Below are 20,805 nucleotides of genomic sequence, written 5' to 3' on the forward strand. Positions count from 1 at the left end.
TCTGACAACGACCTTCCCGGAACGATCAGAGCGCCCGCGCCACGGCGCGCACCGGCGCTCCGTCCGCCCCCGGCAGCCGCAGCGGGAACAGGAACAGCTCCACGTCCGGGAGACCCACCACCTGATCGAGACCGGTGAGGTTCTCGGCGATCACCCCGCCCGCGCCGCACAGCACGCGATGCGCGGGCAGCCCCAAGTCGGCCGTCCCATCGCCGGGTTCGGGCGTCGGGTCGACACTCAGGGCATCGACCGCGACCGTACGGACCCCGGCCGCGACGAGTGCCTCGGCCGCCTCCGGGGTGAGCCACGGATGGGCGAGGTAGTGGTCGGTGCCCCAGTACGCCGACCAGCCCGTGGCCAGGAGGAAAAGGGAGCCCGGCCGCAACTGCCTGAGCGCCGGTGCCAGCAGGTCGGGGGTGATCGGCGCGCGGCCCGGCAGCCCCCGAACGTCAGCCACCACCGCGTGTCCGCCGAAGCGATCCAGGGGCAGTTCGTCGAGGCGGGGCCACGCGTCGTCCACGTGGTACGGGGCGTCGACATGCGTGCCCGACTGCGAACCCATGTGCAGCCGAAGGACGTTGACACCGTCCCGGGGTGCGCGCAGGGCGACGGAGACCTCGACGGCCGGGTCACCGGGATACACGGGCATCCCGGTGACGACGGGCACCGACAGGTCGGTCCAGGCCGACATCAGCCCGCCTCGGCGGCCACGGTGGTGGGCGTCTCGATCGCCGCGCCGGGGCCGGTGATCGGCGGCACCGGAACCTCGACGGTACGGGCCAGCCGCGCGCCCTCCGGGCCGTACGCGGCGCGGGGTTCGGGGAACAGCCGGAGCAGGCCCAGGAACAGGACGGCGGCCACGGCGAGGGAGAGCGGGAGGCTGATGTCGACGCCGTTGGCGAGGTCGCCGAGCGGGCCGACGAACTGTCCGGGGATGTTGGTGAACAGCACACCGACGACGGCGGCCACCCACCAGGCGGTCATGCCGCGCCAGTTCCAGCCGTGCGCGAACCAGTAACGCCCGCCGCGCTGACGGCGGTTGAAGACCTGGAGCGCGTCCGGGTCGTACCAGCCGCGCCGGGTGTAGAAGCCGAGCATCATCACGACCATCCACGGTGTCGTGCAGGTGATGATCATCGTGGCGAACGTGGAGATCGACTGCACGAGGTCGAGGCCGAAGCGCCCGATGAAGATGAACGCGATGGACAGGACACCGACCAGGATCGTCGCCTGCACCCGCGACAGCCGGGGGAATACCGAGGAGAAGTCGAGCCCGGTGCCGTAGAGCGAGGTCGTGCCGGTCGACATGCCGCCGATCAGGGCCAGCAGACAGACCGGCAGGAAGAACCAGCTCGGTGAGATCGCGAGGAGTCCGCCGACGAAGTCGGGGGCCGACGGGTCGACGTACTTGGGGGCCTTCGTGGCGATGATGCTCGCCGTCGCCAGGCCGAAGACGAACGGCAGGAGGGTCGCGATCTGCGAGAGGAACGCGGCGCCGACCACCTTGCGGCGCGGGGTGTTCGCGGGGATGTAGCGCGACCAGTCGCCGAGGAACGCGCCGAAGGAGACCGGGTTCGAGAGGACGATCAGCGCCGCGCCGATGAACGACGGCCAGAACAGCGACCGGGTCGCCGCGTCCGCCGAGGACGTGAAGACTCCGGCGTACGACGGGTCGAAGTCACCGGCGAAGGCGATCGCGCCGAGCAGGAACAGGAGCGTCGCGGAGAGCACGGCGATCTTGTTGATGAACAGCATGAACCGGAAGCCGTAGACGCAGACCGCGAGGACCAGGACCGCGAACAGCGCGTACGCGACGACGTAGGAGAGCGTGCTCTGTTCCAGGCCGAAGAGGCGGTGCGCGCCGCCGACCAGGGCGTCGCCCGAGCTCCACACCGAGATGGAGAAGAACGCCACGGCCGTGAGCAGGGACAGGAACGAGCCGACGACCCGGCCGTGCACGCCCAGGTGCGCGGAGGAGGCGACCGCGTTGTTCGTGCCGTTGACCGGGCCGAACACCGCCATCGGGCACAGGATCAGCGCGCCGACGACGACTCCCAGGAGCGTGGCCGCGAGGCCCTGCCAGAAGGAGAGGCCGAACAGGATCGGGAAGGCACCCAGGACGCAGGTGGAGAAGGTGTTGGCGCCACCGAACGCGACTCGGAAGAGGTCGAGCGGGGTGGCGGTGCGGTCCGCGTCGGGGATGCGCTCGACGCCGTAGGTCTCGACCTCGGTCAGGGACTGGCTCAGCGCGGCGGGGGAGGGGGCGGGCTGCTCAGACGAGGGGGACGAGGGCGACGAGGGAGACAAAGGGGGCTCCAGCGGGGGACGGCGGTGGAGCGCGTAGTAGCGCGGTGGCGGTGGGGACGGGCGTCACGCGCGCGGGGTGGGCGGGGTGAGCGGATGCCGTCCTCGGGAGGTCTGCCGACGTTATGGCCGGCCGTGACACCCGCACCAGAGGACGGTTCATCCATCTTTTGTGCCCGGAGTGGAGCAATCATCCACCCGGAGTCACTCGTCGTCGACCGGTGCGTCCTCCGGTTCGGTGTCGGGGCCCTGGGCGCGGACCCGCTGGACGTGTTCGAGGGAGTCGCGCAGTTCGCTGAGCCAGTCGTCGGTGTGGCGCTGGACGAGGCGCACGCACCAGGCGAGCGCGTCGCTGCGGCTGCGGGCCACGCCGGCGGCGATGAGGGTGTCGAGGACCCGGCGCTCGGGCTGGCGCAGCCGGGTCATCACGGGCGCGGCGATGTGTGTGAACAGGGACCGCTCCCCGGCGCACTCCACACCCCACGAGACCTTCCTGCGGAACCGGTGCTCGGCCTCGCGCGCGAGGGCGATCCGGGTCTCCCGGGTGCGCTCGCGGAACTCCTGCACCCGGCCCTGCACGGCCGACTCCTTCTCGGCGTCCGAGACGCCCTCGGCGAGCTTGGGCGCGGGGATGCGGCCGATGACGGTGACCTCCTCGCGGTCGACCGTGACCTCGACCAGCTCCTCGAACAGATCGTCGGGCAGACGGCCGGTGAACCAGCCGCGAAGCTTCTCCTGCTGCTCTGTCGTAATCATGTAATGACGATTACTCGCAAGCAGAGCGAACGCAAGGGGCTGCGGCGGAGTGCGCCGAGAGCTGAAGCGGAATGTTTCGGGACTGTTTCAGGCCGATTGGGGAGCGTGGGCAAACCGGCCATCCGGCCTGATTCGGCGATCAAGAACCGCGTGGTTACAGGGTTCGCGCGTTCGAATTCTGTGACTTCACGCCACTGATTCAACACGCAAGGTTACTGAAACCTGTGGGTGGGATGTGAGTTTCCGCGACGGACTCGGCAGAGTGGCGCCCGCCGGTCCGGCACCGACCGAGCGGGACCGGCATCTCTTCGAATCGATCCGTTCGTGATCGGTTCGTACCGAGCGGAAGGATGCACACAATGCGGAACACCGCGCGCTGGGCAGCGACCCTGGGTCTGACGGCCACCGCCGTCTGCGGACCCCTGACCGGGTCCGCCCTCGCCGCCCACGGAGCCGCCCCGGCCGCGCTCTACGCGCCCTCGGCCCTGGTGCTCACCATGGGCCACGGCGACGACGCCGCCCTCGCCACACCGGAACGCGCGGTGACCCTCACCTGCGCGCCCACCTCCTCCGGCACCCACCCGGCCGCCGCCGAGGCCTGCGCCGAACTGCGTGGCGTCGGGGGCGACTTCGACGCCCTCACGGCCCGGGACGACGTGCTCTGCAACAAGCTCTACCGCCCCGTCGTCGTCACGATCGACGGTGTGTGGCAGGGCAGACGCGTCTCCTACGAGCGCGTCTTCTCCAACGAGTGCGTGAAGGACTCCTACGGATACGGAGGCGTCTTCACGTTCTGAGAGACCGGGACCGCACGGTCTCCGTGAGCAACAGGGAGGGTCCGTAGCTGGGGAGTGCGTGCCCCTGTCGCGGAGTACCGCGGTCCCGCAACCAGGGGCCGGCCGGGCGGTGTGGGGCCGCCCGTGCCGGCCCCTGTCATCGTTGGGGCCGCTCGGCCCGCGCGGGCAGCACGCGCAGCGGCGGAAAGCGGCCGAGCAGCCCCGAGGCACGCAACAGCCGGTCGATCCGCGGGCCGTCCGACACCACGCGCAACCGCCCGCCGCGCTCCCTGGCCCGCCGCTCGGCCCGGCACAGGACGCGCAGCCCGGAGCAGTCGAAGAACTCGACGGGCCGCAGATCCACCAGCACGTCGGGCTCGTCGACCGAGGTCGCGGCGTCCAGGTGTTCCACGACCAGGTCGGCCGTCGCCATGTCGATCTCGCCCGAGACCTCGACCACCGTGAACGGGCCCCTGGACCGCGTACGGGCACAGGAGTTGGCCGCCGGACTGTCGCGTTCGTCCGCTTCCGCTGTCATGGCCGCTCCACCTCGGCACGGGGCGCATTCGGTCTCGGTAGTTACCCCGGAGGGGCGCATGGCATCCCCGACACGCCGTCCGCAAGATCTGGTTCACTCGACATGGTGAACTTCGGTCAGAAAGGTTGACTTTCTGTCAGTAGGGCAATGAAGAGGGGCCGCCGTCTCCCTGCGGACGGCGGCCCCTCGGTCTGTGCGGCTCAGGATCGGGCGGAGCCGGTCACATGTGGACGACCGGTGCGGCGTCCGCCTCCTGCTGCGGAACCCCGCGACGGTAGAGCACCAGCGCGATCAGCGTGCCCGCGGCGAAGAAGCCCGCCGACCACCAGAACGCGGTGGTGTAGCTCTCGATCGTCGCCTGCGCCTGGACCAGCTTGCTGGACGCGTCCTTCCCGGCCAGGTAGTCCGTCGCGGCGCTCGCGGCCAGCGTGTTCAGCAGCGCCGTACCGATCGAACCGCCCACCTGCTGCATGGCGTTGACCGTCGCCGAGGCGACACCCGCGTCCTCGGCGGCGACTCCGCCCGTGGCGAGCTGCATCGCCGGCGGCATCACCATGCCGAGACCCGCGCCGATCACGATCAGCTGCGGCAGCACATGGGTCGCGTAGGACGAGGTGGTCCCGATGCCGGTCAGCCAGGCCATGCCGACCATGGCGATGGCGAAGCCCAGCGGAATGACCACCTTCGGGCCGAGCCGCGGCACGAGCATCGTGGTGCCGATCTGCGCCATGACCATCAGGGCGCCGATCATCGGCAGGAACGCGACACCGGTCTTGGTGGGGCTGAAGCCGAGGTTCAGCTGCAGGTAGTAGGTGAGGAAGAGGAACACGCCGAACATGCCCGCACCGGTGATCAGCACGGCGAGGAACGAGGCGCCCCGGTTGCGGTCGAGCAGGATGCGCAGCGGCAGCAGTGGGTGCGCGGCGCGGTTCTGCCACCAGGCGAAGGCGGCGAGCAGCACACCGCCCGCGATCAGGAAGCCCCAGGTCTGCGGCGAACTCCAGTCGTGCGTCTCGGCGTTGGAGAAGCCGTAGACGAGGGAGAACAGACCACCGGCGACCAGGACCGTGCCCGGCACGTCCAGCTTGGAGCCCGCGGCGTCGCGGTGGTTGCTGAGCAGGACCCAGCCGCCCGCGAAGGCGACGAACGCGATGGCGACGTTCACGTAGAGCGTCCAGCGCCAGTCGAAGGCGTCGGTGAGCACACCGCCGAGCAGCAGGCCCACCGCACCGCCGGCGCCGGCGATGGCGCCGTAGACGCTGAAGGCCCGGGCGCGTTCACGGGCGTCCGTGAACGTCGTGTTGAGGAGGGACAGCGCGGCCGGCGCGAGCAGCGCGCCCGCGACGCCCTGGAGGGCGCGTGCGGTGACCAGCATCTCGAAGCTGGTGGCGGCGCCGCCGAGCGCGGAGGCGGCGGCGAACCCGGCGACACCGGCGAGGAAGGCGGTCTTGCGGCCGAACAGGTCGGCGATACGGCCGCCGAGCAGCAGCAGGGAGGCGAACGCGAGGGCGTACGCGGTGACGATCCACTGCCGGTTGCCGTCGGAGAAGCCGAGGTCCTTCTGGGCCGACGGCAGGGCGATGTTCACGATGGTGGCGTCGAGGACCACCATCAACTGCGCGACGGCGACGATCGCGAGGATCCACCACCGCTTGTTGGAGGACGCGGACTGCGCCTCCCCGGCACCCGACCGGGTGTCTTCGGTCAATGTCTTCTGGGACATCGGGAACCACTCCAGGGAAGTCGTTCGGGGTTTACCAAAACGTAAACGAAACGGTTTCGTACACATCGGAGACTAGACCACTTTCTGCGAAACGGCAACGTTTCGCAGAAGACGGGGAGCAGGCATGCGCAGTGGCGTGTTCGAGGTCGATGGGGCCGGGCTGTACTACGAGGTACGCGGCACCGGCCCGGCGCTGTTGATGATCAGCGGGGCCGGGGGAGACGCCGGCTACTACGACGGCATCGCCGCGACCCTTTCCGACGCATTCATGGTGATCTCGTACGACCGGCGCGGCAACTCGCGGAGTTCCGGCAGGTCAAAGGCCCCGATGGACCTCGCCGTGCAGGCGGCCGACGCCCGCGCGCTCGTCGACGGGCTGGCCGACGGTCGGGCGCTGGTCTTCGGCAACAGCGGCGGCGCGATCATCGGCCTCACGCTGGCCGCGCTGCACCCGGAGGTGATGGCGGGCCTCATCGCCCATGAACCGCCCGCCGTGAACGTCCTGCCCGACGGCGACCCCGGCCGCGGCTTCTTCGCCGAACTGGCCGCACTCTACGAACAGGGCGGGGCACCCGCGGCCGGCCGCCGGTTCGCGGAGACGACCCGCGGCGAGGGGACGTACCGCTGGCCCGCCGACCTCTGGAAGCGGTTCCTCGGCAACCAGGACCACCTCTTCGGCGCGGAGTGGCCAGGCTTCGCGGGCTTCCACCCCGACGAGACCGCGCTCAAGTCGGCCCCGTTTCCTGTGGTGTTGGGGGCGGGCGCGGAAGACCGCGGTACGGACTACGCCCGGCCGTCGATCGAGATCGCCCGCCGGATCGGCGTGCCGTGGGCCGAATTCCCCGGCATCCACATGGAGTTCCTGCGCAACCCGCCCCAATTCGCGGCGGCGGTACGGGTGTTGGCGACCCAGATGCACAGCCGGGAAGGAGGGGTGCCGGAACTCTGGAAGGACGGGGTTCAGTGAGGCCGGAGCAGCTCCGCGACCAACACCCGCCGCAGCCACGCCCGATAGGCGTCCCGCGTCCAACCCCGGTGCCTGCGCAGGAGTTGATGCATGTGCGGTGACGCCAGGGCGTAGAGCGTGTCGGCGGCGGTGCGCGCGTCGAGGCCCGGGCGGAGGGCTCCGCGCTCCTCAAGTGCCGTGGTCAGGGCCAGATGTACGCCGTACGTCGCCGCGGCACCGGCGTCCGCCGACGCCCGCATGTCCGGGTCGGCGCCGGCCGCCTCGACGGTCACCATGATCAGGTCACCGGCGCGTTCCAGCAGGTCGGTCATCTGGTCGACGGCCCGGCCGATCGCGCGCTCGGGGTCGGGCTCGTCCCGGATCGCCAGGGTCTCGGGGCGCTCCGGGACGGACACGGGTTCCTCGTCCCCGGCGAGCGTGACGCCCAGGGTGTGCCCGAACAGGGCGGCCTTGGTGGGGAACGCGTCGTACAGCGTGCGCTCGCCGACGCCGGCCAGCGCCGCGACCTCCTTCATCCGCGTGCCCGTGTATCCCTTCTCCGTGAACAGCCGCGCGGCCGCCTCCCGGATGCGGGCACGGGTCGTCGCCGCCGCCTCGGCGCGCTTGGCCGAGCGGTAGGGCCTCTTCCGGTTGCTCTTCTGGTTGACGGGTTCGGGCATGCGGAGGAGTCTAGAGTAAATCGGCGCAGTCGTACTGCGGCGAAATGAATGAGGAGCGTGAGAGTCATGCCGGAGCTCGCCGGAATCCATCACGTGAAGATGCCTGTCACCGACCTCGACCGCTCGCGCGACTGGTACGGCCGCGTCCTCGGTTTCAAGGTCACGTACGAGTTCCAGGACGCGGACGGAGTCGTGCGCGGGGTGGCGGGCGAGGTCCCGGGACTCGGCGACTCCATGCTCTGCCTGCGCGTCAACTCCCAAGCGGCGCAGGGATGTCAGGGCTTCGACCCGGTCAGCTTCGCGGTCCGGGACAAGGCCGACGTGGAGGCGCGGGCCGCGCATCTCGACACCCTCGGCGTCCCGCACTCGCCGGTGATCGAGGCCTCGATCGGCTGGCTGCTGGTCTTCAACGACCCGGACGGCCTCGACCTGCATCTGTACAGCTGGGCGGCGCACGGGGTGGATCACGGGGGTGTCGCGGGGTACGGCCGCCCGGTCGCCTGAGGGAGTGTGCGCTCCGGGTTCCAGGCGCTGTATTCCTTGACAGGAATATAACCGGCGAGGCATATTAGGGTCATGTCCGACGCCTCGCTCTGGACCGCCCTCGCTGATCCCCACCGGCGGGCCATCGTCGGCCTGCTCCTGGAGCGGCCCCGGCCCGTCGGCGAGATCGTGGAGGCATGCGGTCTGAGCCAGCCCAGCACGTCGAAGCATCTACGGGTGCTGCGTGACGCGGGCCTGGTCCGCGTACGGCAGGACGCGCAACGCCGTGTCTACGCCCTCGACCCCGCGCCGATCGCCGCACTCGACGCCTGGCTCACCCCCTACCGCGAGCTGTGGAACCGCAGCCTGGACCGGCTGGGGCAGCGCCTCGACGAGACGTCGGAGGACGACACCCCCCACCTCACTCCGAAGGACTGATCCGCCATGTCCGTCGACCTCACCGGCACATATCTGACCCTGGACGACGGCCGCCCCGCCGTCCGTTTCAGCCGTACCTACGACCAACCCCTCGACCGCGTCTGGCAGTTCGTGACCGATCCCGACGAACTCGTGCAGTGGTTCCCCTCCCGCGCGGAGTTCGACCTGCGCCCCGGCGGGACGGTCACCTTCAGCGGGGACCCCAACATGCCCGAGTCGACCGGCCGGGTCATCGCCGTCGACGCACCCCGGCACCTGTCCTTCGAATGGGGCGAAGACGAGCTGCACTTCGACCTGGAGGAGGTCGAGGAGAAGCGCACCCGCTTCACGCTCACCAACGTTCTCGGCGCCGCGGACACCGCGTCCCGCAACGCCGCGGGCTGGGAGGTCTGCCTGGCCGCGCTGGACGCGAAGGCCCGCGATGAGCAGGCCGAGGGGCCGCACACCGGTGCCGGTGCGCCCTGGAAGACGTTCTACGAGGGCTACTTGGCGGCCGGGGTGCCCTCCGGCGCGGTCGTGCCGGGCCTGGACTGACGCACCCCGGGCCCGGTCGACCCGTCACGCCATCTGTCGCCGCACCAGCTCGTGCAGCCGCCCGCCCGTGTCCGCCAACAGCTGTGCGGGCGGCCCCTGTTGGGCGACCTTGCCGTCCTCCATGACGATCACGCGATCGGCGTCGAGCACGGTCGACAGGCGGTGCGCGATGACGATCCGGGTCGCGTTGAGGGCCTTCGTGCTCTCGATCACCGTGCGCTGGGTCTCGTTGTCGAGCGCGCTGGTCGCCTCGTCGAAGAAGAGGATGCGCGGCCGGCGGATCAACGCCTGGGCGATCATGAGGCGTTGACGCTGGCCGCCCGAGACCGCGCCGCTGCCGGAGACGATCGTGTGCAGGCCCATCGGCATCCGCTTGATGTCCTCGGCGAGCCCCGCCATCTCCGCCGCCGCCATCGCCTCCTCCGGCGTGAACGGCTCGGTGCCGCAGATGACGTCCAGGATGGAACCGGTGAACGGCTGGGCGTGCTGGAGCACCACCCCGCACTGCCGCCGCACCGCCGACTGGTCGAGGGCGCCCAGGTCCTGGCCGTCGTAGAGGACGCTGCCGGAGACCGGTTTGTCGAAGCCGATGAGGAGGCGGAGCAGGGTGGACTTGCCGCAGCCGCTGGGGCCGACGATCGCCACGAACTCGCCCGCGCGGATGGTGAAGGACACGTCGTCGAGGACCAGGGGGCCGTCGTCGGCGTAGCGGAAGGAGATCCGGCGGGCCTCCATCGCGCCGGAGAGCCGGCCGGGGCGGGTGCTCGCGGTGCGGACCTCCGGGGCCGCGTCCAGGACCGGCCTGATCTCCTCGAAGAGGGGGAGCGCGGACACCGCCGAGACGAAGGCGCCGGTGAGGCTGGTGACGGAGGTCAGGAGCATCGTCACCGAGGTGTTGAAGCTGAGGAAGGAGGCCGCCGACATGGAGCCGCGTGCCGGGCCCGCGAGGATCATGAACATCAGCAGGGTGCAGACCGGCAGGTACACCGCGCCCATCACGGTCGTGAGGTTCTTGATACGGCCGACCTTCTGCTGCAACTCGCGGCTGCGGGCGAACTCGGAGGCCCAGGCCGCGTAGGCGTAGTTCTCGGCCGCCGCGACGCGGAGCTTCGGCAGGCCGCGCAGGGTCTGGAACGCCTGGTTGTTCAGCTTGTTGTTGAGGACGACCAGCTTGCGCTGCCAGCGCACCTGCCACAGGCCGAGGCTCAGGAATATGGCCGCGATCACGACGAGCATGCCGATCGCGGCGAGCGCCATCGAGGGGTTGTACCAGAACAGCAGGCCCAGGTTCATGACGCCGACCGTCGCCGACTGGGCGACGACGGGCCCAACTCCCGCCAGGAGACGGCGGATCGAGCTGATGCCCATCGCGGCGCTGGCGAGTTCGCCCGTCGAGCGTTCGGTGAAGAACTTCGTCGGCAGCCTCAACAGCCGGTCCCAGACGGCCGGTTGGAGCGTTGCCTCGATCCGGCCTTCCAGGCGGAGGATCGTGAGGTTCTCCAGCAGCATGAAGGCCGCCGCCACCACGCTGGTGATCATCACCGCCAGACAGACCTGGACGATCAGGTTCGTCTGCGCCTTCGGCACGAACTCGCCGAGCACCTTGCCCGTCGCGATGGGCACCAATGCCCCGATGGCGACCGTCACCAGCCCGCTGATCAGCAGGTTCGACAGGTCGCCTGCGGTGCCCTGCATGGAGAAGCGCAGCAGGCCGAACGGGCTGAGCCGCCGCTCGGGCAGCGGACGGTAGAACATCACCGCGCGCGGCTCGAACTCCTCCGCGTTCGCCTTCTCGATCGGTGTCTCACGGCCGGTCGCCGGGTGCACGGCGACATAGCCGCCGCGCCGCCACAGCAGTGCGACCGGCGCTCCCGACAACGCCCGATGGCCCACCAGCGGGCCGACGTTGTCACGCCACCAACGCCCGTCGAGCCGTACGGCCCGGACTCGGACGCGTGAGGCGAGGGCTATTCGCTCGACCGGGTCGAGACGGTCGCTCTCGCTGCCGCTCTGGGAGGGTTCGGCGAGGGTGAGGCCCGCCGCCTCGGCGACCAACTTGCAGGCGGCGTACGACGCGTCGGCGTCCGCGGCCGTCGTACGCCGGTCCGATGACTTGCCGATCGACGCCAGCAGCGTCCGGTCGGCCTGCGCGCGCACCGCCTCACCGGCCTTGATTCCGGCGGCGGTTCGGGTCTCGTGGGTGCGCTCCAGCTGCTCGATCCACTTGTCCAGCGTGGACAGCAGCCGGTACTGCTGGTTGACCATGTCCTGCCAGACGGCCGGGTCCATCAGCAGATCGGCGGCGGCCTCGGCGCCGTACATCGACCCGTACTGCACGCTGCCCGGCGGGACTTGCATCCAGAAGACGTCGTCGTCCGTGGGCGCGGCGGCCCGGTCGGTGGCCATCGGTGCCTGGAAGAGGATGGAGAGGCCGCGGCCGACACCGAGGGCGAGGGCGTATTCGAGCGGGCTCGAAGTCGGGGGCACGTACTGGGGGTTGCCGTACTCGTCGTACGACCAGGTCTGGGTGTTGGCGGGCTGGTACAGCTCGCGGAGGTTGATGCGGTGCACCACGCAGTCGCGCAACGGGCGTGCCACCAGGGTGTGTTGGGGCCCGTTGACCGGGCCGAGCAGCAGTGCGCCCGCCTCCAGCCGGCCGAGGTGGTGCCAGTGGCCCTGCTGTACGGCGTCCACCGCGAACAGGTCGATGGCGCCCGACGCGACCAGCCACAGCACCTGCGGGCCTTCGAGGTCGAGGCGGTTGGACCCGGCGCAGTCGATCGGCGTGCCCAGGTTCCCCAGCGCGCCGAGGACCAGGTCACCCTCGTGGACGGACGTCATCTCACCGCTCCTTGACCAGCGTGGCGTACGCGCCGCCGGCCGCCACCAGGGCGTCGTGCCGCCCGCGTTCCACGATCGTCCCGTGTTCGAGGACGACGATCTCGTCGCTGTCGCGCACGGTGCTGAGCCGGTGCGCGATCACCACGCAGGCGCAGCCGCGCTTGCGCAGGTTGTCCATCACGACCAGCTCGGTCTCCGCGTCCAGGGCGCTCGTCACCTCGTCGAGGACCAGGATGCTGGGGCGGCGCACCAACGCCCTTGCTATCTCCAGGCGTTGACGCTGACCGCCGGAGAAGTTGCGGCCGTCCTGCTCGACCCGGCTGTGGATGCCGCCGGGCCGCCGCATGACGACGTCGTACAGGGCCGCGTCGCGCAGCGCGTCCGCCACGGCCTCGTCCGGGATCGACGGATCCCACAGCGCCACGTTGTCGCGGACCGACCCCTCGAAGAGGAACACGTCCTGGTCGACGAAGGACACGGAGGCGGCGAGCGCGCCGCGCGGGATGTCATCGAGGCGGTGGTCATCGATGCGGATCACGCCCTCCCAGGGCGTGTAGAGACCCGAAATCAGCCTGGACACCGTGGACTTGCCGCTGCCGGAGCCGCCGACCAGCGCCACCTGCTGGCCCGGGCCGACCGTCAGGTCGAAGCCGGTGAGGAGTGGTTTGTCGAGCGGGCTGTAGCCGAAGGTGATGTTCTCCAGCTCGACGTGTCCCTGCAGTCGGCGGGTCGAATCGGCACCGCCCGCACGGGAGTAGAGGGGATCGGCCTGGAAGTTCTCGACGTCCTTGAGGCGGGCCACGTCGGCCGCGAAGTCCTGGATGCGGCCCGCGACGCCGTTGAGCCGGGTGATCGGCGCGGTGAAGCGGGTGACGAGCGCCTGGAAGGCGACCAACAGGCCTACGGAGATGTGCCCTTCGACCGCGCGCATACCGCCGATCCACAGGATCAGCGCGCTGTTGAGCGAGGCGAGCGTCGGCGCGACCACGCCCAGCCAGGCGCTCGGCACGCCGAGCCGCTGCTGTTCCTCCAGGGTGGTGGCGTGCTGGCCGGCCCACTTGCGGAAGTAGCCGTCCTCACCGCCGGTCGCCTTCATCGTCTCGATCAACTGGAGCCCGGTGTATGCCGTGTTGGTGAGGCGGGCGCTGTCGGCGCGCAGCTTCGCCGTCCGGGTCGCGCGCAGCCGGATGACGACCCGCATCGCGACCACGTTCAGCAGGGCAACACCTATGCCCACGTAGGTGAGTTGGGGGTCGTACGTATAGAGGAGGAATGCGTAGAGCACCACGACCACCGCGTCCACCCCGGCCGCCGAGAGGTCGCGGGCCAGGGTCTCGGCGACGGCGTCGTTCGACTGGAGGCGCTGCACCAGGTCGGCCGGGCTGCGCTGGGAGAAGAACGTCACGGGCAGCCGCAGCAGATGGCGCAGGAAGCGGGCGCTGGAGAGGGTGGAGGAGATGATGCGGCCGTGCAGCAGGTTCGCCTGTTGCAGCCAGGTCAGCGCCAGCGTGAGCAGAACACACGTCCCCATCGACGCGAACAGGACGCCCAGCAGGGACGTCTGACCGCCTATCAGGAACATGTCGATGTAGGTCCGGCTGAGCGCGGGCATCGCCGCGCCGACCAGCACCAGGAGCAGGCTCGCGAGGACGGCGGCGGGCATCGTGCCCGCGGTACCGCGCAGCCGGGCCGGCATCGCGCCGAGCACGCCCGGCTTGCGGCCGCCCTTCTCGAAGCCGTCGCCCGGTTCCATGACCAGGACGACACCGGTGAAGCTGGCGTCGAAGTCCTCCATGGGCACGAACCGGCGGCCCTTGCCGGGGTCGTTGATGTACACCCCGCGGCGGCCGAAGCGGCGTCCCATGCCGTCGTAGACGACGTAGTGGTTGAACTCCCAGAACAGGACGGCGGGGGAACGGACTTCGGCCAGGGCGGCCGTGTCCATCTGCATGCCCTTGGCCGTGAGGCCGTAACTGCGTGCTGCCTTGAGGAGGTTGCTGGCGCGGGAGCCGTCGCGGGAGACGCCGCAGGCGATGCGCAGTTCCTCCAGCGGGATGTGGCGGCCGTAGTGGCCGAGCACCATCGCGAGGGAGGCGGCGCCGCACTCGACGGCCTCCATCTGGAGGACCGTGGGTGAACGGACCGTCTTGGCACGGCCCTTGGGGACCGGGCGTTTCGGCGGGGCGGAGCGGCGCCGTGAACGGGTGTCCTGTGCGGGGCTCATGGCAGCAGCCAATCGAGGGGGCGCTGATCGGCCAGCCGGATCGAGGCCGAGGCCATGGTCATGGAGGTGAGGGCGAAGGGGGGTCCGTCCTGGGACGACCACTTGTAACCGCTCTTCGTCCGCGCCGACTTGTCGAGTCTCACCAGTACGGCCACCGGGCGGCCCTTCTTGGTGAACTGCTCGCCGAGCTGGCTGTCCCCGAGGAACGCGGAGATCTGCTGCGCCGACTGGGCGGACCGGTCCACCGCCTTCACCTGGCCGCGCAGCACGCCGTACGTCTGCGTCGGAGCCGAGGAGACGGTCAGGTCGACGTCGGCGTTCGCGGGGATGGAGGCCGCGTTCTCGGCGGGGACGTACACCGTCGCGTACAGCGGGTCGGTGGTGTGGGCGACCTTCTCGACGGCGGCGACGTTCGCGCCGGTCTGGATGATCTGGCCGATGGTGGCGGCGAGCGCGGTGATCCGGCCCGCGGCGACCGTGCGCACGACGGAGTCGCCGTCGCTCGAACGGACCTTCAGGACAGGGGAGTTGGCGGGCAGCCGCTCGCCTTCCTGCGCGAGGACGGCGGTGACCTGGCCGGCCACGGGACTCTGCAGGATGTAACTGCCCTCCCCGTGCGTGAGGATGGCGGACGCGCTGACGGTCGACGCCACCGATCCGGTCACCGCCCACACGGACGCGGCGGCCACCACGACCACCGTCACGGAGAGCACGAGCCAGCCCTGCGGACGCGCGAAGCGCACCGGAAGATCGAGCTCTTCGGGCGACTGGAGCTTGGCGAGGGCCTGTTGGCGGAACTGCACGGGACTTCCCTCACCTGTGGGAGAGATCTTTTACGGCAACCGAGAGTCCCGGAGCCGGGAAACGGCTCCGGGACTCGGTCAGACAAGGTGCGATCAGAGACCGGCGACCAGGTTCGTGACCGGGGTCACGTTGAGGCCGGTGACACCCTCGACGGTGCCGACGACCGTGTCGACCAGGCCGGAAACCGGGGCAATGCCGTCGACCAGGCCGGTGACGGTGCCGAGCGCGTTCACGGACAGACCGCCGGAGACGTTGTCGAGCTCGGCGTCGGAGATCTCGACGGTCTCAACCTGGGGGGTGGAGTTCATGGGGGAACTTCCCTTCATATGGATATTCACAAGGGGGGAGCGGCCCCCTCTGGGGACAGACGACGGCCGCGACCGCAGGCGCCGGGCGCCGTTTCCGGAGCCCCCGTGGCTCCTGCGGTGCGATGGATCAAAGCACGGTGCGGGTGGACGCAGCCAATCAAACTCCCGTCCCACCAGGGCACTTGAGCCCCAGGAGCCCCGAACCGTGCAGGCGTGGGCACGAGGTGTCGGCGACTTCTTCACACGCTGCACGGCATCGGTCCACTGGAGGGCTTGCGGCACCGAACCGGAATCGGGCACTCCCCACCAAAGGCGTTTCCGGGGGTGTGTGCATGTGCAGATCCGTCGAGTCCGGTGACTTCGTTGGGTACGCGCTGTGCAGATTCCCTGAAGCGAGGATTCCGCTCCCTGTTCTCGACGGACCGTTGCCGACCGATCGCTTTCCGTGTCGGTTCGGGGAGCGTGCCGGGAGTGGCTCAACTGGTCCGGTCCGTGGGCAGGTTTGAGCGGCACCGGTTCGATCAAGACATCCGCCCGCCCGTCGCGTGCCGGACGGACGGGGGCCGTCGCGCTGCGATCACTGGCTCGCAGCCCCTTCGTACCCCCGCCGGGTCAGGGCTTGCACATGGCCGATTCGTGGTTTCGCAAAGGAAGTTGAGAAACGGAATTGAACGGCCCACGTGACACGTGCGTATCAACGGGCATCCAGGCGCCCCCCATAAGCCGCCGCCCCGGCGGCACAGACCCCGGTCCCCAGGAGGTCGAGCAGTTTGAGTCACAAGCGAATTCCGAAGCGCAAGGCAGCGATAGCGGTTGGCGGTGTCGCGGCTCTCGGAGCGGCGGCGATCCTGCTCCCGAACGCCAACGCGTCCCAGGACAATTCGGCAGGCGCCGCCACCCCCAAGACCCTCAAGGCGACGGGCGCCTCCGACCTCTCCTCGCAGCTCGCCGGACTGCTGGGTGACGCCTTCGCCGGGTCCTACTACGACAGCGCCACGCAGCAGCTCGTCGTCAACGTGATCTCCGGCGACAACAACAACGTGGTCGTGCAGGCCGAGAAGGCCGGCGCCAAGGTGCGCAAGGTGCAGAACAGCACCGCCGAACTCACCGCCGCCGCCCAGGTGTTGAAGACCAAGGCCACCGTCCCCGGCACCGCCTGGTCGGTCGACCCGAAGACCAACAAGATCCAGGTCCTCGCCGACAGCACCGTCACCGGTTCCAAGTGGGACACCGTGCTCTCGACGGTCAAGAGCCTCGGCACGAACATGGCCACGGTGAAGAAGACCGGCGGCTCCTTCAAGACGCTGGTCTCCGGCGGCGACGCCATCTTCGCCCAGACCGACCAGGGCGGCGTGCGCTGCTCCCTCGGCTTCAACGTCACCGCGAGCGACGGCACCCCCGCCTTCCTGACCGCCGGACACTGCGGCGTCGCGGCGAAGCAGTGGTCCGACTCGCAGGACGGCCAGCCGATCGCGACCGTCGACCAGGCCACGTTCCCCGTCAGCGACTTCTCCCTCGTGAAGTACGACGACCCGGCGACGCAGACCACGAGCGACGTCAACGTCGGCAACGGCCAGACCGTCCAGATCACCCAGGCCGAGGACGCCACGGTCGGCACCCAGGTCTTCCGGATGGGCTCCACCACCGGTCTGCACGACGGCACGGTCACCGGCCTCGACGCGACGGTCAACTTCCAGAGCGAGACCGACCCCAACGGTGTCGACACCGTCAACGGCCTCATCCAGACGGACGTCTGCGCCGAGGCGGGTGACAGCGGCGGCTCGCTCTTCACCCAGGACGGCGGCGCGGTCGGTCTCACCTCGGGCGGCAGCGGCGACTGCACCGCCGGCGGCGAGACCTTCTTCCAGCCGGTCACCGCCGCGCTCACCGCGACCGGCGCCACCCTCGGCGACGCGGGCGCGGGTGCCGGCGCGGGTGACGACACCGCCACGGCGGACCCGTCGGCGACCGCGGCCGACCCGTCGGCCACCGACGGCACGGGCGACCAGTCCGGCGCCGTGGACCCGAACGCGACCGACGGCACCGGTGACCAGTCCGGCGCCGTCGACCCGTCCGCGACCGACGCCACGGGCACCGGCGAGGACCAGAGCGGCACCGGCCAGGACACCGGCACCGGGGCCGACGACGGTTCGTCGCTCACCTCGAACCACTGATCCGACCCCTTCCATCAGGTCGGCGGTGGATCGGTCCGGCCCTCCGGCGGGAGGGCCGGACCGCCCTGCGTCGTACGGCAGTTACATCGGTCCCGGCTCCCGGGCCCGCAGCAGTAGCAGCGCCACGTCGTCGATCCGCTCCTGTGCGGCCGCGCTGTGCCGCACCAGTTCGTCGGCGATCTCCTCCAGCGGCAAGTCCCCTGCCGCCGCGAGGCGTTGGCCCAGTTCGGCCAGGGCGTCCTCGATGTCGACGCCGGGTGACTCGATGAGCCCGTCGGTGTAGAGGGCGAGGACGGAACCGGGCGCGAGATCGACCTCCGTCGTCGGATAGACGGCGTCGGCGTCGATGCCCAGCAGCGGACCGCCCGCCAGGTCCAGCACCCGCACCCGCCCGTCCGGCCGGCGCAGCAACGGCGGCGGATGCCCGGCCCGCGCCATCACGGCCGTGCCGCGCGCGGGATCCAGCCGTAGATACAGACAGCTCGCGAAGAGCTCGGAACCGAGGTCGATCAGCAGCCGGTTGGTGCTGCGCATGACCTCCTCCGGGGCCTGGCCGACTGTGGTGTATGCGCGGACGGCGGTCCGGATCTGCCCCATCAGCCCGGCCGCGGTCACGTTGTGCCCCTGCACGTCACCGATCACGGCGGCCAGTCCCTCGGAGGTCACGAGGTCGTAGAAGTCGCCGCCGATCTCCATCCCTTGAGTGGCCGGCAGATAACGGGCGGCGGCCTCGATGCCGGGCAGCGGCGGCAACGAGTGCGGGAGCAGCGCGGCCTGCAGTCCGTGGGCCAGCTGATTCTTCGCGTCGTACAGCAGGGCGCGCTCCAGCGCCTGCGCGATCAGCCCGCCCAGACTCGTCAGCACGGCCCGCTCGTCCGCGGGGAAGACATGCGGCTCGCCGTAGGCCAGCACACAGGTGCCGACCGGGCGTCCGGACGCGATCAGCGGGAGATACGCCCAGGCCGCGAACCCGTCGGGGGTGGCGTGCCGGCTCGGATACAGCCGTTCCAGCTCCTGCCGGGAGTCGAAGAACGCGGGCACACCGCTGTTCAGGGCGGCCGTCCCCGGCGTCGACTCCGTCAGCGCCATCCCGTCGAAGCGCTCCACGATCTGCGGGTCCGGATAGCCGCGGTGCCCCAGCACATGCAGCCGCCCGCCCCGCGAACCGAGCACCACCAGCGCCTGGCCGCCCACGGCCGGGGCGACCTCGTCCGCGATCAGCTGCACCACGTCCTCCACCCCGACCGCCTCGGTGAGCGCCCCGGCCAGGCTCAGCACCTGCGAGATGGTCACAAGGCGCGAGGGCCCCTCGCCCGGTCGCGTCGCCGCCCGGCTCAGCTCCGTCACCGCCCGTGCCCGGCTGATCCGGACGCTCAGCCCGGTCGTGCTCGGATACAGCCGGAACGACAGCCACTCGCCCGGCGGCCGCAGCGCCACGAACGACGTGACCTGCTGACTGAGCAGCGCGGCCCGGTAACGGTCCTCGTACACCGGGTCGTTGAGCCAGGGCACCGCCGCCCACAACTGAGTACCGAGCAGACCGCTCACCGGCAGGCCGAGCAGCTCCCCGGCCGCCGCGTTCGCGAAGCCGACCCGCCCGTGCAGATCCAGCGAACACAGCCCGTACGGCAGCCGGGCCACCATCCGCGCCGCCTCGACCGTGCCCAGCGTCCCGGCCACGCTCGCCGCGGGCCCGGTGGCGAGGAGATCGGGCTCCGCCCGCACCGGGTGGCGCTCCGCCACGGCACGCTCCAGCCGCACCGCGAGCCGGTCGCATGCGGAGGTGAGCTGGTCGCGGTCCCGGTCGGAGAGGACCGGGGGATGCGAACCGGGCCAGGTCACGAAGACCGAGCCGTAGACCGTCGACTCCGTGGCGACCGGCACGGCGGCCAGGGCGAAGGGGTACGGCAGCACCACCGCGATGCGCGGATAGCGGCGGGCCATGTCCTCCTCGCCGCCGACCCAGATCAGCCGCCGCTCGCGCACCGCCTCGGCCACCGGGATCGGCGCGCTCAGCCCGACCCGCTCCCAGGGCGCCGCGAAGGCGCGGGGCAGCCCGGCCATCACCGCCATCTCCAGCACCGGCTCGTCGGGCGTCAGCAGATAGACCGCGCCCGAGTGCGCGTGGACGCCGTCCATCATCGCGGCCAGCGCGAGAGACAGCATCGGCCGCCCGACCGGCGCCTGCCCCGACGCCTGTCCGTCGGACACGCCGAACCACCTCCTCGTACGGCCGCGCGGTCCCGGTCCCAGTGATCAGGCTCCACCCTGAGGGCCGCACGCGCACGGCGAGCGGGCCGGTTCCCCGGTGGTGAGGCGCGCGCCTGTACCCCGAAGGCCCCGGTCGTATACCCCCCGAATCGAAGCGCGCGGCGGCGTACGAGCGCCTCGCGTGCGCCCCCGCGCACCCTGTTGGCCGGATCTCCGGGCCCGAGCGCTGTCACGATCGCGAACAATGGGGCACACGCGAAACCACCGTGAAACCGGCGAACAGCTAGCGAGGGGACGGCAGTGATCCGGCTACTTCTGGTGCACGACGCGTGTCTGGTGAGATCGGTCCTGGCGGAGTGGCTCCGCCGCGAACCCGGCCTCGGGGTCTGGGACACCCCGTGGCACACAGCACCCGGTCGCGTCCGGTCCGTCCGGCCGGACGTGTGCGCGGCGGACCTCGACTGCGACGACACGTACGGAATCCCGCCACTCGGCGAAGTGGGCCCGCGCGGCACCGGCCCCACCCCGCCCGGCCTCCTCGTCCTGGCCACCGCACACCGCCCCGGCCTGCTGAAACGCGCGCTGGAGGAGGGCGCGCTCGGCTATGTCGACAAGGCGAGCCCACCGGACCGGCTGGTGCACGCCATCCGGCGCGTCGCGGAGGGGAAACGTTTCGTTGACGACTCCCTGGGCTTCGGATTCCTCAAGGCCGCGGAGATGCCGCTGACCCGCAGAGAGCTGAGCGTGTTAACCCTGGCCGCCGAGGGCGCCTCCGTCGCGGAGATCGCCGGGAGCCTGCACCTGTCCCACGGGACCGTGCGCAACTACATGGCGGCCATCACCCGAAAGACCGGCGCCCGCAACCGCGTCGACGCGATCCGTATCTCCCAGGGCGAGGGCTGGCTCTGACGACCAGCTGCCCACCAGTTCCCGATAGAGCGGGGAGCGACGGAGCAAATCGCCGTGCGTACCGAGCGCGGTCTCCTGCCCGTCCATGACGAGCACGTGGTGGGCGCGGCGCGCGGAACTGATGCGGTGCGCTACGACGATCAGCGCGCCGCCGCT

The 20,805-nt window shown here is 70.6% G+C and carries 18 protein-coding genes; 7 read left to right on the plus strand and 11 right to left on the minus strand.

What is annotated here, in order from left to right; all coding sequences use genetic code 11:
• Nucleotides 1-25 precede the first annotated feature (25 nt).
• The 3 genes from R2B38_RS39670 to R2B38_RS39680 all read right to left on the minus strand — a co-directional run bounded on the left by R2B38_RS39670 (nt 26) and on the right by R2B38_RS39680 (nt 3,060).
• Nucleotides 26-691: a cyclase family protein gene (locus R2B38_RS39670; protein ID WP_318020635.1), complete on the minus strand. Its 666-nt coding sequence runs from the start codon at nt 689-691 to the stop codon at nt 26-28.
• Nucleotides 691-2,247 carry a purine-cytosine permease family protein gene (locus tag R2B38_RS39675; RefSeq protein WP_318021906.1) on the minus strand — a complete coding sequence of 519 codons (1,557 nt, stop codon included), beginning with the start codon at nt 2,245-2,247 and terminating at the stop codon, nt 691-693. Before R2B38_RS39675 ends, R2B38_RS39670 begins: the two co-directional genes overlap by 1 nt.
• A gap of 261 nt (nt 2,248-2,508) precedes the next feature.
• Nucleotides 2,509-3,060: a hypothetical protein gene (locus R2B38_RS39680; protein WP_318020636.1), complete on the minus strand. Its 552-nt coding sequence runs from the start codon at nt 3,058-3,060 to the stop codon at nt 2,509-2,511.
• Between the two features lie 359 nt (nt 3,061-3,419).
• Between R2B38_RS39680 and R2B38_RS39685 the strand changes: the two genes are divergently transcribed.
• Nucleotides 3,420-3,857 carry a protease inhibitor gene (locus R2B38_RS39685; RefSeq protein WP_318020637.1) on the plus strand — a complete coding sequence of 146 codons (438 nt, stop codon included), beginning with the start codon at nt 3,420-3,422 and terminating at the stop codon, nt 3,855-3,857.
• 136 nt (nt 3,858-3,993) lie between these two features.
• Here the strand turns inward: R2B38_RS39685 and R2B38_RS39690 are convergent, their stop codons facing one another.
• Together R2B38_RS39690 and R2B38_RS39695 are read right to left on the minus strand one after the other, a co-directional pair.
• Complete coding sequence (locus R2B38_RS39690; RefSeq protein ID WP_318020638.1) at nt 3,994-4,374, minus strand: STAS domain-containing protein; 381 nt, start codon at nt 4,372-4,374, stop codon at nt 3,994-3,996.
• A 220-nt stretch (nt 4,375-4,594) separates the two neighbouring features.
• Nucleotides 4,595-6,097, minus strand: coding sequence for an MFS transporter (locus tag R2B38_RS39695; protein ID WP_318020639.1), 1,503 nt, complete (start codon nt 6,095-6,097; stop codon nt 4,595-4,597).
• A gap of 124 nt (nt 6,098-6,221) precedes the next feature.
• Here R2B38_RS39695 and R2B38_RS39700 point away from each other — a divergent pair, with 124 nt between their 5' ends.
• A complete protein-coding gene (locus tag R2B38_RS39700) occupies nt 6,222-7,064 on the plus strand; it encodes an alpha/beta hydrolase (RefSeq protein ID WP_318020640.1) in 843 nt (280 codons plus the stop codon).
• Here the strand turns inward: R2B38_RS39700 and R2B38_RS39705 are convergent.
• A complete protein-coding gene (locus R2B38_RS39705) occupies nt 7,058-7,723 on the minus strand; it encodes a helix-turn-helix domain-containing protein (RefSeq protein ID WP_318020641.1) in 666 nt (221 codons plus the stop codon). The genes R2B38_RS39700 and R2B38_RS39705 overlap by 7 nt on opposite strands.
• 66 nt (nt 7,724-7,789) lie before the next feature.
• Between R2B38_RS39705 and R2B38_RS39710 the strand changes: the two genes are divergently transcribed.
• From R2B38_RS39710 to R2B38_RS39720, 3 genes are all read left to right on the plus strand, one after another.
• Nucleotides 7,790-8,227: a VOC family protein gene (locus R2B38_RS39710; protein WP_318020642.1), complete on the plus strand. Its 438-nt coding sequence runs from the start codon at nt 7,790-7,792 to the stop codon at nt 8,225-8,227.
• Between the two features lie 72 nt (nt 8,228-8,299).
• Nucleotides 8,300-8,644, plus strand: coding sequence for a metalloregulator ArsR/SmtB family transcription factor (locus R2B38_RS39715; protein WP_318020643.1), 345 nt, complete (start codon nt 8,300-8,302; stop codon nt 8,642-8,644).
• 6 nt (nt 8,645-8,650) lie between these two features.
• A complete protein-coding gene (locus R2B38_RS39720; RefSeq protein ID WP_318020644.1) occupies nt 8,651-9,178 on the plus strand; it encodes an SRPBCC family protein in 528 nt (175 codons plus the stop codon).
• Nucleotides 9,179-9,202: 24 nt separating this feature from the next.
• Here R2B38_RS39720 and R2B38_RS39725 read toward each other — a convergent pair whose 3' ends face one another.
• From R2B38_RS39725 to R2B38_RS39740, 4 genes are all read right to left on the minus strand, one after another.
• Nucleotides 9,203-12,019 carry an NHLP bacteriocin export ABC transporter permease/ATPase subunit gene (locus R2B38_RS39725; RefSeq protein WP_318020645.1) on the minus strand — a complete coding sequence of 939 codons (2,817 nt, stop codon included), beginning with the start codon at nt 12,017-12,019 and terminating at the stop codon, nt 9,203-9,205.
• A gap of 1 nt (nt 12,020) precedes the next feature.
• Nucleotides 12,021-14,243: an NHLP family bacteriocin export ABC transporter peptidase/permease/ATPase subunit gene (locus R2B38_RS39730; protein WP_318020647.1), complete on the minus strand. Its 2,223-nt coding sequence runs from the start codon at nt 14,241-14,243 to the stop codon at nt 12,021-12,023.
• Nucleotides 14,240-15,046, minus strand: a complete 807-nt coding sequence (locus R2B38_RS39735; RefSeq protein WP_318020648.1) for an HlyD family efflux transporter periplasmic adaptor subunit — start codon at nt 15,044-15,046, stop codon at nt 14,240-14,242. The genes R2B38_RS39730 and R2B38_RS39735 overlap by 4 nt, the downstream gene beginning before the upstream one ends.
• Before the next feature lie 93 nt (nt 15,047-15,139).
• A complete protein-coding gene (locus tag R2B38_RS39740; RefSeq protein WP_033278842.1) occupies nt 15,140-15,355 on the minus strand; it encodes a hypothetical protein in 216 nt (71 codons plus the stop codon).
• 770 nt (nt 15,356-16,125) lie between these two features.
• Here R2B38_RS39740 and R2B38_RS39745 point away from each other — a divergent pair.
• Complete coding sequence (locus R2B38_RS39745) at nt 16,126-17,529, plus strand: S1 family peptidase (RefSeq protein ID WP_318020649.1); 1,404 nt, start codon at nt 16,126-16,128, stop codon at nt 17,527-17,529.
• A gap of 81 nt (nt 17,530-17,610) precedes the next feature.
• Here the strand turns inward: R2B38_RS39745 and R2B38_RS39750 are convergent, their stop codons facing one another.
• Nucleotides 17,611-19,695, minus strand: coding sequence for a SpoIIE family protein phosphatase (locus R2B38_RS39750; RefSeq protein WP_318021907.1), 2,085 nt, complete (start codon nt 19,693-19,695; stop codon nt 17,611-17,613).
• Between the two features lie 345 nt (nt 19,696-20,040).
• Between R2B38_RS39750 and R2B38_RS39755 the strand changes: the two genes are divergently transcribed.
• Nucleotides 20,041-20,649, plus strand: coding sequence for a response regulator transcription factor (locus R2B38_RS39755; RefSeq protein WP_318020650.1), 609 nt, complete (start codon nt 20,041-20,043; stop codon nt 20,647-20,649).
• Nucleotides 20,650-20,805 lie beyond the last annotated feature (156 nt).

The organism is Streptomyces sp. N50, from assembly GCF_033335955.1.
Classification (GTDB): Bacteria; Actinomycetota; Actinomycetes; order Streptomycetales; family Streptomycetaceae; genus Streptomyces.